Annotated in this window: 9 protein-coding genes; 3 read left to right on the forward strand and 6 right to left on the reverse strand. The window is 69.8% G+C overall.

Annotated features, from left to right (window positions below; genetic code table 11):
* Window positions 1-173: 173 nt before the first annotated feature.
* The gene (locus tag I8N67_RS39840; protein ID WP_200309194.1) at window positions 174-611 is read right to left on the reverse strand and encodes a suppressor of fused domain protein; all 438 of its coding nucleotides are present in this window, start codon (window positions 609-611) and stop codon (window positions 174-176) included.
* A 430-nt stretch (window positions 612-1,041) separates the two neighbouring features.
* Here I8N67_RS39840 and I8N67_RS43530 point away from each other — a divergent pair, with 430 nt between their 5' ends.
* Both I8N67_RS43530 and I8N67_RS39855 read left to right on the forward strand, forming a co-directional pair.
* Window positions 1,042-2,082, forward strand: a complete 1,041-nt coding sequence (locus I8N67_RS43530; protein WP_234047015.1) for an NmrA family NAD(P)-binding protein — start codon at window positions 1,042-1,044, stop codon at window positions 2,080-2,082.
* A gap of 278 nt (window positions 2,083-2,360) precedes the next feature.
* The gene (locus tag I8N67_RS39855) at window positions 2,361-3,281 is read left to right on the forward strand and encodes a transglutaminase-like domain-containing protein (RefSeq protein WP_200309195.1); all 921 of its coding nucleotides are present in this window, start codon (window positions 2,361-2,363) and stop codon (window positions 3,279-3,281) included.
* Window positions 3,282-3,762: 481 nt separating this feature from the next.
* On the opposite strand, the gene I8N67_RS39860 is transcribed toward I8N67_RS39855, so the two are convergent.
* From I8N67_RS39860 to I8N67_RS39880, 5 genes are all read right to left on the reverse strand, one after another.
* Window positions 3,763-4,008, reverse strand: a complete 246-nt coding sequence (locus I8N67_RS39860) for a DUF397 domain-containing protein (RefSeq protein WP_200309196.1) — start codon at window positions 4,006-4,008, stop codon at window positions 3,763-3,765.
* 82 nt (window positions 4,009-4,090) lie between these two features.
* Window positions 4,091-5,257, reverse strand: coding sequence for a thiolase family protein (locus I8N67_RS39865; protein WP_200309197.1), 1,167 nt, complete (start codon window positions 5,255-5,257; stop codon window positions 4,091-4,093).
* Window positions 5,254-6,297, reverse strand: a complete 1,044-nt coding sequence (locus I8N67_RS39870; protein WP_200309198.1) for a thiolase family protein — start codon at window positions 6,295-6,297, stop codon at window positions 5,254-5,256. Before I8N67_RS39870 ends, I8N67_RS39865 begins: the two co-directional genes overlap by 4 nt.
* A complete protein-coding gene (locus I8N67_RS39875) occupies window positions 6,294-7,235 on the reverse strand; it encodes a Zn-ribbon domain-containing OB-fold protein (RefSeq protein WP_200309199.1) in 942 nt (313 codons plus the stop codon). Before I8N67_RS39875 ends, I8N67_RS39870 begins: the two co-directional genes overlap by 4 nt.
* 115 nt (window positions 7,236-7,350) lie before the next feature.
* Entirely contained in the window at window positions 7,351-8,151 is an 801-nt protein-coding gene (locus I8N67_RS39880; RefSeq protein ID WP_200309200.1) for a crotonase/enoyl-CoA hydratase family protein, read from the reverse strand.
* Window positions 8,152-8,367: 216 nt separating this feature from the next.
* On the opposite strand from I8N67_RS39880, the gene I8N67_RS39885 reads away from it, so the two are divergent.
* Window positions 8,368-9,996, forward strand: coding sequence for an acyl-CoA synthetase (locus I8N67_RS39885; protein WP_200309201.1), 1,629 nt, complete (start codon window positions 8,368-8,370; stop codon window positions 9,994-9,996).
* Window positions 9,997-10,154: the final 158 nt, after the last annotated feature.

Consider the following 10,154-nt stretch of genomic DNA (forward strand, 5'->3'; position numbering starts at 1 on the left):
CCGCGACATGGCGGCACTCCCCATCGCAGGAATCGCTCTCTGGTCCGCGTAGCACTGCCTGGCTGTCGCGGCGCGTACGCCTCGGGGCTGATACCGCGGCAATACGGTTACGCCATGTGGCTGATGGTGTTCATGCCGTGGCCGGACGCCGGGGGGCGGGGCCTGCGAAAGCATCAAGGGCATCGCACGACATCGTCAAGGTCAGGTCCGTGGAGATGGGGCAGGCTGATCAGCAGGTGGTCGCAGGTCGAGCCCGGCACCCATGGCTCACCGATCGGCATGCTGTGCTCCAGATCGAGCCGATGCCCTCCGCAGTGGTAGTAGGCGATCATCGCCATGAGGTCGATGAACCGCTGGTCTTGGGCGTGGGCGGTCATGACGAACTCCAGCCCGTGACCGTCCTTCTCCGTCGCGGCCCAGCACCCGGCGGTCACATAGGCCCAACTGTCGCTGCGCGGACCGGGACCCACTACGAGAACCCGCAGTTCGGGCACGACCTCGCGCCGCTCCGGCCCAAGGTCGCAGACGACGACCTCCACGAAATGCCCCTCGAAGAACGCCCGAACATGTGACTCAACGGCCTCCGCGGCCAGCAGCCTCGCATCACTCACCGCGCGATCATGTCAGAGCCAATCAACCGGCCCGGCTTCTCACCCAGCGTCATGGTCCGTGGGCCTCAGCCGCGAATACACGACACCTCAACATGCGGGCCTACCAGTCTCGACCCCCAGCACGCGCGAGTTCCTCGCCCTGGCCGTTGCGGGCGCCGAGCGCCCTCAAGTCGGTCCCGTCCGCTGGAAGTTCCTCACCTGGCGCACAGGCGCGGCCAGCCCCGAGGCGCGACAGCTCGCCGCCTTCGTCGACCTCCATGGACCGAGATCGAAGCCTTCACAAGATCCGGATACCCGCGCGCTTGCCGAGCAGAAACCGATCGGTGTACGCTGATGGAAACCGATCGGTTTCATCCTCTGGAGTCAAAAGCCATGCCTTCCCACACCACTTCCACGATCTTCGTCGTCGGAGGCACAGGGGGCTCAGGGAATGCCCATCGTCCGCGCCCTGGTCGCCGACAAGAAGTACTCCGTCCGAGTCCTCACCCGCGACTCCACGTCCCCCCGGGCCCAGGCCCTCCTCGCGCTCGACAACGTGTCCATCCTCGAAGGGTCATTCGCCGACGAAGAGGTGCTGCGGGAAGGATTCCGGGGCTGTGACGGGGCATTCATCAACATCGACGGATTCAACACCGGTGAGAAGACCGAGACCTACTGGGCCTTCCGCAGTTACGAGATAGCGATTGAAGAAGGGATCAAGTTCTTCGTCTACGGAAACCTCGACTACGCCCTGAAGAAGTCGGGCTACGACTCCAGTTTCCGCACCGGACACTACGACGGAAAAGGCCGCATGGCCGAATGGGTGCTGTTCCAAAACGAGAAGAACAGGGACAGGACGGGAGCAGCGGTCTTCACTTCAGGTCCCTACATCGAGATGGCGATCTCACCGCTCACGCCCATGACACCCAGCGTCGAGGACGGTGTCGTCACATGGCGAGTCCCTCTCGGCGACGGAGCCGTTCCTCACGTGGCTCTCGAAGACTGCGGATTCTACGTTCGCTGGCTCTTCGACCATCCGGAGCGGGCCAACGGCATGGATCTCGAAGTCGCTATCGAGCACATGACCTATGCGGATATGGCTGCGGCATTCGAGAGGGTCACCGGGCATCCGGCTCGGTACATCGACACCGATCTGAACACGTATTGGGAAGGTCCTGACCTGAAGGGGCTTGCCGATCACCCCGCCGGATACAACGCCGACCCCGACGACAAAAGCACCATGAGCTTCCGCGACAATTTCACGGGCTTCTGGAATGTGTGGAAGCACGGAATCATCACCAGGGATTATGCCCTGCTCGACGAAATTCACCCCAACAGGATCAAAAGTGCTGAGGAGTGGTTCCGCCGAGAAGACCAGGTGGGAAGGGAGCTCGGCAAGGGAAGTCTCTGGGAGAGGGTCCAGCCGGAGAACTGGAGCGTCGACTCCGCTGTCCTCAAGAGCAGTGCGGATTTCAGGACGGGCAAGTTGTAAACGGGTGAGCGGCCATACGAACCTGGACCCCGGTCAAACTCGCCGCACGGACCGCCTTCGGCTTCCGTGACCGCTCGCGAGCCCGCGGACACCTCCGCACCGCGCCTGGCTCCTGACGCTTCATCAGGGTCCGTGACGCCGGGTCGCGGGTTCGTCGACGCCTCCACGCCGCGGGACTCCCTGCGGGGATTGTGGACAATTGCCGGTGAATTTTGGCACGGTGAGGCGAACCGGCCCGCAAATCGAACGCGTGGTCGATTCATGCTGGGGGTTCAGTCATGCCACCCGTACGCCTCGCACCGGACGTCGCCGCCTTCTACTCCACGCAGAGCGCGTTCACCGACCCGGGCGATCTCGCCCCGCTCTACGCCGGTCTGCCCCGTGATCCCGCACAACTCGCCAGCGTGGCAAGGGATCTGATGATCCATCGGGGTGAGGGCGAGCTGTTCCGCCACGTCCATCCGCAGGACAGGCTGCACAACGACGCCGAGACGCGCTACCTCGACGACATCCTGCGGATCGTCGTCGAGCGGAACGACGCCCCGCTGTCCCGGCGCCGCGAGACCGGGGACCGTTTCGTCGGCGTGTGCCGCGACTTCTCGCTGCTGCACTGTTCGCTGCTGCGGCACATCGGCGTGCCCGCCCGGCTCCGGTCGGGCTTCGCGACCTATTTCGGCAACAACGGATTCCACTGTGACCACGTGGTCACCGAGTACTGGGACCCGGCGCGGGGCTGGCTGTTCGCCGACGCGCAGCTGACGGAGCCGTTGATCGCCGACGCGTGGAAGATCGACTTCGACCCGATGGACGTGCCACGCGACCGTTTCCTCGTCGCGGGCAAGGCCTGGCGGGCCATCCGGGCCGGCGAGGCGGACGCCCGGACGTTCGGCGTCCACCCGCCGGAGGAAGGACTCCTGTTCGGCGAGTGGTTCGTGGCGGGGAACGTCCGGCTCGACCTCGCGGACCTCAACAAGGTCGAGACGCTGCTGTGGGACATCTGGGGAACGGAGACCGAGGTCGGCCAGGAGCTCGTGGACCCGGTCCGCGAGCTGTACGACGAGGTCGCACCGGTGGTGGGCGACGAGGTGGACTTCGCCACGGCGCGCGAGCTGTTCGCGGGTCACAAGGGTCTGCGGACGCCGAGGACCGTGCTGTCGCTGGCGCCGTACAACGGGCCGCACGAGGTCACCCTCCGCTGACCGACCCCGCGCCGTACGCCGCAACGCGGGCCGTGGACGCCGTCCACGCACCCATGCGGAGTGCGCGCTCACCACCGTCGAACCGGCCGCCGTCGCGGAGGTAGGCGCGCGCCGACTCCAGGAGGCGTTCGCCCCTCCCGGCTCGGCATGTCCCCGATGGCGTATCTGCGGGACATTCACCTGGGCCGGGCACACGCCGACCTGAGCCCGGCCGCCCCGGGGGGCGGGACCGACGGTCGGGGCGGCGGTGTACGGGCGGCGCGGCGGCGTACGGGCGGGGGTTCGGCCGTTCCGGGCGGATCGCCGAGCCGTGCCGGGTGCGCTTCGGTGAGTTGCCGTCAAAGACCCTCAGGCGACCGGGCCGGCGACGGCGACGGACGGACCCGGAGGCCCCCGGCAAAGGACCGGTCCTTGATCGGCGCTCTCCCCTCCCCGTCGGTGGGTGGCCCCGGCCGCCCACCGACGGAACACGTCCGGCCGCTCAGGTCAGGTCGAACTCGCCCTCGCGGGCCCCCGACACGAAGGCGCCCCACTCGGCTGGGGTGAAGATCAGTGAGCGGCTCTCGGGGCTGCCGCTGTTGCGCATGGCGATGAAGCCCTCGACAAAGGCGATCTGGACATCTCCCCGCCCCTGGCTGCTGGACCGCCAGTCCGCGTTGCTGAGGTCCAGCTCCGCCGGCTTGTGCCAGCCGTCGAGCGATCGCTGCTCCATGGTGCTCTCGGCCACGTCCGTGCTCCTCCCGGTTCGTCGTCCGCCCGCCAGACTAGCGATCGGCCACCACCGCCGACAGGCCACGTGAGGGGAAGGTTCAGGAGGTGGGCGGCTCGGCGCCGACCAGCCACATCGAGAAGAACTGCGAGCCGCCGCCGTAGGCGTGCCCGAGCACCCGGCGGGCGCCCTCGACCTGGTGTTCTCCGGCCAGCCCTCGCACCTGGAGCGCCGCCTCCGCGAAGCGGATCATGCCGGAGGCGCCGATGGGATTGGTGGACAGCACCCCGCCGGACATGTCGACCGGAAGATCCCCGTCCAGTTCGGTGACCCCGGACTCGGTGAGTTTCCAGCCCTCCCCCACGTCGGCGAAACCGAGGTTCTCCAGCCACATCGGCTCGTACCAGGAGAACGGCACATACATCTCCACCGCGTCGATCTCCCGGCGCGGGTCGGCGATGCCCGCCTGCCGGTACACGTCGGCCGCGCAGTCCCGGCCCGCGCGCGGCGACACGCTGTCCTTGCCGGCGAACAGTGTCGGTTCGCTGCGCATCGCCCCGCCGTGCATCCACGCGGCGGGGCGGGGCGCGCGGGCCGCCCCCGCGCGGTCGGTGAGGACCATCGCGACGGCCCCGTCGGAGGACGGGCAGGTCTCCGAGTAGCGGATCGGGTCCCACAGCATGGGCGAGGCCTGGACCTTCTCCAGGGTGATGTCGTGCTCGTGGAGGTGCGCGTACGGGTTCTTCAGCGCGTTGCGGCGGTTCTTGTACGCCACCAGCGAGCCGACGGTGTCTGGGGCGCCGCTGCGCCGCATGTACGCCCGGACGTGCGGGGCGAAGAAGCCGCCCGCGCCCGCCAGCAGCGGCTGCTGGAACGGGATCGGCAGGGACAGACCCCACATCGCGTTCGACTCGGACTGCTTCTCGAACGCCAGCGTCAGTACGGTGCCGTGGACGCGACCGGCGATCAGGCTCGCGGCGACCAGCGCGGTCGATCCGCCGACCGAGCCGGCCGTGTGCACCCGCATCATGGGCTTGCCGACCGCGCCGAGCGCGTCCGCGAGGTACAGCTCGGGCATCATGACGCCCTCGAAGAAGTCGGGCGCCTTGCCGATGACGACGGCCTCGATGTCGGCCCAGGTCAACTCGGCGTCGTCCAGGGCCCGTCGGGCCGCCTCCCGGACGAGCCCGGCGATCGACACGTCCCGGCGGGCCGCCACATGCTTGGTCTGGCCGATCCCTACGACGGCCACGGGCTCCTTGCTCATCGTGGATCCCCTTCGAGTACGGCGACCAGGTTCTGTTGCAGACAGGGACCCGAGGTGGCGTGGGCGAGAGCCCGGTCGGACTCGCCCCGGTGGATGCGGGCGGCGGCCTCCCCGATACGGGCGAGTCCGGCGGCCATCATCGGGTTGGCGGCGAGGGCGCCGCCGGACGGGTTGACGCGGACGTCGCCGCCGAGCTTGAGGGCCCTGCGCAGGACGACCTCCTGCGCGCTGAACGGCGCGTGCAACTCGGCGGTGTCGACGGGCCGTTCGAAGGCGCCGGCCCGTTCGGCGGCCAGCCTGGTCGAGGGCGAGTCGGTGAGGTCGCGCACGCCCAGCGAGTGGGCCTCGATGCGGTGGTCGAGGCCCCGGATCCAGGCGGGGCGCCCGCACAGGTCGCGGGCCCGCTCCCCCGCCGCGAGCACCACGGCGACGGCGCCGTCGCCGATCGGCGGGCAGTCGCCGGTGCGCAGGGGCCGTACCACGTAGTCGCCCCGCGGCACCGGGCCGCGCGGCTGGGCGCGCGGGTTGTCGGTGGCGCGGCTGCGGGCGCCGATCGCCGCCAGCGCGGGTTCGTCGGTCTCTCCCGCGTCGATGAGGGCCTGCGCCTGGAGGGCGGCGAGGGCGACGGAGTCGGGCCAGAGCGGCGCCACGTAGTACGGGTCGAGCTGGCGGGTCAGGACGTCCCGTACGGAGCCGGGCGAGGACTTGCCGTACGCGTAGACGAGCGCGGTGTCGGCGTCCCCCGTGCGGAGCTTCACCCAGGCCTCGTACAGCGCCCACGCGCCGTCCATCTCGACGTGCGACTCGGAGATGGGCGGCCAGGCGCCGACGCCGTCGAGGGCGAGGGTGAAGGAGAAGGCGCGGCCCGCCAGGTAGTCGCTGGAACCGGAGCAGGTGAAGCCGATGTCGGCGGTCTTCAGGCCGGTCCGCGCGAGGACGTCGTGCAGGACCGGCATGAGCATCTCGACCTCGGACACCTCCTCGGTGCTGCGCAGGGTGTCGGACTGGGCGAAGGCGACGACCGCGATGTCCCGGGTCATAGCAGCTCCTTGTACATGTCGTAGTCCCCGTCGGGTTCGCCGGTGGGGCGGTAGTGGTCGGGGTAACGGCCGCCTTCCGTCCACACGGGTTCGACCCTGAGCCCCATCCGCACCTGGTCGTACGGGATCCCGCCGATCCGGCCGTGCAGCGCGAGGTCGGCGCCGTCGAGGGCGATGTGGGCGTAGACGTAGGGGACTTCGATGTCGAGGTTCTTCGCCTTGATGTTGACGATGCAGAACGTGGTGACCGTGCCGCCCGGCCCGACCTCCACCCGCTCCTCGGTGGCGACTCCGCAGGTCGGGCAGGCGCCCCTCGGCGGGACGTACACCTTGCGGCAGGACGGGCAGCGCTCGCCGACGGTCCTGCGGTCGGCGAGGGCGTTGATGTAGGCGGTCTGGGCCCGGCCGGGCGAGTAGGTGTAGTCGAGGCGCGCGGGGGCGACGATGCCACCGACCGGGTTCTCGAACTCGCCTGTGCCGCCGGTGAGTTGCCCCGCTTCACCGTCGTACGGCTCGAAGCAGGCGATGTCCGTGATGGCACCCGTGCGTTCCTCGGCCCAGCGGACGCGGACGCGCATGCCGGTGTGTACGGCGTCGGGGCCAGGGGCGTCGAGGGCGTGCAGCAGGGCGGTGTCGGCGCCGTCGAGGCGTACCAGGACCCAGGCGAAGGGGCCGGCGAGGGGCTGGCCCCGGCGTGGGGCGTGGTTCCATGCCCAGGTGGTGACGGTGCCGGTGGGGGCGACCTCGACCACGTCGCGGATCTCCTCGGCGGTGACGGGGTCGTACTCGACGGGCGGGACAAGCGTGCGTCCGTCACCGGTGCGCACACCGAGGACGACCCGTTCCCGCAGCCCGGTGAGAAAGGCGCTCTGGACGGGCCCGAGGGAACGAGTGAAGGGAAACTCGACGGTGACGGGTGCCTTGAGGACTGCGGACATCAGGGGCTGCCTCCTTCAAAGAGCGTCGACAGGAGCGCCCCGTCAGGGGCGCGGGGAACCGCGCGACCGGCCACGGACGGCCCGCGGCCAAAAACCCGGCCCACGAACGAAACGCCTACGTCCGCTTGTAGACAGGGGGCCTCTTCTCGGCGAAGGCACGAGCCCCTTCCCTCGCGTCGGCCGTGTCGAAGATCGGCCACCCCCGCTTCAGCTCGGCGGCGAGCCCCTCCGTCTCGGTCAGCTCCGCGGTCTCGTACACGGACGCCTTGACGGCCTCGACCGCCAGGGGTCCGCACGCGTTGATCCGCTCGGCGATCTGCAGCGCCTCGGCCAGGGCCGTGCCGTCGGGCACGACATGCCCGATCAGCCCGACACCGGCGGCCTCGCTCGCGCTGTACGGCCGCCCGGTGAGCAGCATCTCCAGGGCGTGGGTGCGCGGGATCTGCCGCTGGAGGCGGACGGTGGAGCCGCCGATCGGGAAGAGACCGCGTTTGACCTCGAAGAGGCCGAAGGTCGCCGACTCGCCCGCGACCCGGATGTCGGTGCCCTGGAGGATCTCGGTGCCGCCCGCGACGCAGTGCCCCTCGACGGCGGCGATCACCGGCTTGCGCGGCCGGTGGTGGCGGAGCATCGCCTTCCAGTGCAGGTCGGGGTCGGCCTTGAGCCGGTCCCGGTACTGCTGGCCCTCCATTCCTTTGCCCGCGAGGGCCTTGAGGTCCATCCCGGCGCAGAAGGCACCGCCGGCCCCGGTGAGGACGATCGAGCGGATCGCGTCGTCCTCGTCGGCCTCGACCCAGCCGTCGTGGAGGCCGACGAGCATCGGCAGGGACAGCGCGTTCTTGGCCTCGGGCCTGTTGAGCGTGAGCACCAGTGTGGCGCCTTCGCGCCGCACGGTGAGGTGTTCGGTACCACCCATCGCTTCCTCCCGGCCGGCAGAGCGAGAACAGGTTGTTCCGTCGCCGGAACGAGAACAGGTTGCAGGAGGCGCGGGGCCAGTACAAGGGTTTTCTGACACACAGTCAGATTTCTTCTGCGCGAACCCTTCACAGTCACGGCGCCCTTTGCTCTGATGACCGGCGAACCGACGGTTACCGCACGCGTGTCGGGCACGTCCGGCGTCAGGAGGAGCGCGGTGGAGTACAACCTTGCCGACCTGTTCGAGTCGGTCGTCGACGTGGTCCCAGACCGGGCGGCCCTCGCATACCTCGACATCCCCGGTACGGGCGCGGAGCGCCGGCTGACGTACACGGAGCTGGACGCGGCGGCGAACCGGATCGGGCACCATCTGCTCGACAGCGGGATCGGGCCCGGTGAGCATGTGGGGCTGCACCTCTACAACGGCATCGAGTACCTGCAGACCGCGCTGGGCTGCCTGAAGGCCCGGATCGTGCCGGTCAACGTCAACTACCGCTACGTAGAGGAGGAGTTGGTCTACCTCTATCGCGACGCGGATCTGGTGGGCCTGGTCTTCGACACGGAGTTCACCGGGCGGGTGGCGAAGGCGGTGCCGCGGGTGGAGAAGCTGCGGCATCTGGTGCGGGTGGGGACCCCCGCGCCGGACGCGCCCCACGTGCCCGCGCTCTGCGTCGTGGGCTTCGCCGGGGCGGAGGCGTCCGCGTCGCCCGAACGGGGCTTCCCGGCCCGCTCGGGCGACGACCAGTTCATCATCTACACCGGCGGTACGACGGGCATGCCCAAGGGGGTGATGTGGCGTCAGGAGGACCTGTTCTTCTCGGGGTTGGGCGGCGGCGCGCCGACCGGGGAGCCGGTGAAGGCGCCGGAGGAGCTGGCCGAGCGGGTCGCGGCCGGCGGTGACGGGATCACGTTCTTCCCGACCGCCCCGCTGATGCACGGCACGTCCACCCTCACCGCGTTCATCGGGTTCAACTTCGGCCAACGGGTGGTGATCCACCGCAAGTTCGTGCCCGAGGAGACCCTGCGGACGATCGAGAAGGAGAAGGTCACCAGTGTGTCGCTGGTGGGCGACGCGATGCTGCGCCCGCTCATCGACGCGCTGAACGGCCCGATGAAGGGCACGGACTGCTCGGCCCTGTTCAGTGTGTCGTCATCGGGCGCGATCATGTCGGAGACGGTCCGGCAGCAGTTCCAGGCACTGGTCCCCCACGCCATGCTGCTGAACAACTTCGGTTCGTCGGAGTCCGGCTTCAACGGCACGGCGACTCAGGACTCGGGCGCGGGCGACGGTTTCCGCATCCGCGTCCACTCCCGTACGCGGGTCGTGGATCCGGCGACGTACGAGGCCGTCCCGGTCGGGGTGCCGGGGCGGGTCGCCCAGCGCGGCCATGTCCCCCTCGGCTACTACAACGACCCGGGGAAGACCGCCGAGACCTTCTTCGAGAAGGACGGTGAACGCTGGGTGCTCCTCGGGGACATGGCGACCGTGGACGAGGAGGGCGTCGTCACCGTCCTCGGCCGGGGCTCGCAGTGCATCAACACCGGTGGCGAGAAGGTGTACCCGGAGGAGGTCGAGCAGGCCCTCAAGGCCCACCCCGACGTGTACGACGCGCTGGTCGCCGGGGTGCCCGACGCCCGCTGGGGCAACCATGTCGCGGCCGTGGTCCAGCTGCGCGAGGGCGCGGCCCACCCCTCCCTGGAGGACATCCAGACCCACTGCCGTACCCGCCTCGCCGGCTACAAGATCCCCCGCCAGCTCGTCCTCACCGACGCCGTCCAGCGCTCCCCCAGCGGCAAGGCGGACTACCGGTGGGCGCGGTCGGTGGCGGTGGCGGCGGACGGCTGAACCGCCGACCGCCGACCGCCGACCGCCGACCGCCGACCGCCGACCGCCGACCGCCGACCGCCGACCGCCGACCGCGCACGATAGCGGCCGGGCTCGCCCCTCGCGTGACCTGTCTGCCGAGGGCGGACGGCGGCGTGGGCCGATGGGGTAGTGGTCTC

The sequence above is a fragment of the Streptomyces adelaidensis genome (genome assembly GCF_016598475.1).
Lineage (GTDB): Bacteria > Actinomycetota > Actinomycetes > Streptomycetales > Streptomycetaceae > Streptomyces > Streptomyces adelaidensis.

Coding starts and splice junctions, on each gene's coding strand:
- I8N67_RS39875 (WP_200309199.1), bottom strand. CDS start 7,235: ATGTCCGCAGTCCTCAAGGCACCCGTCACCGTCGAGTTTCCCTTCACT.
- I8N67_RS43530 (WP_234047015.1), top strand. CDS start 1,042: ATGCCCATCGTCCGCGCCCTGGTCGCCGACAAGAAGTACTCCGTCCGA.
- I8N67_RS39870 (WP_200309198.1), bottom strand. CDS start 6,297: ATGACCCGGGACATCGCGGTCGTCGCCTTCGCCCAGTCCGACACCCTG.
- I8N67_RS39865 (WP_200309197.1), bottom strand. CDS start 5,257: ATGAGCAAGGAGCCCGTGGCCGTCGTAGGGATCGGCCAGACCAAGCAT.
- I8N67_RS39880 (WP_200309200.1), bottom strand. CDS start 8,151: ATGGGTGGTACCGAACACCTCACCGTGCGGCGCGAAGGCGCCACACTG.
- I8N67_RS39855 (WP_200309195.1), top strand. CDS start 2,361: ATGCCACCCGTACGCCTCGCACCGGACGTCGCCGCCTTCTACTCCACG.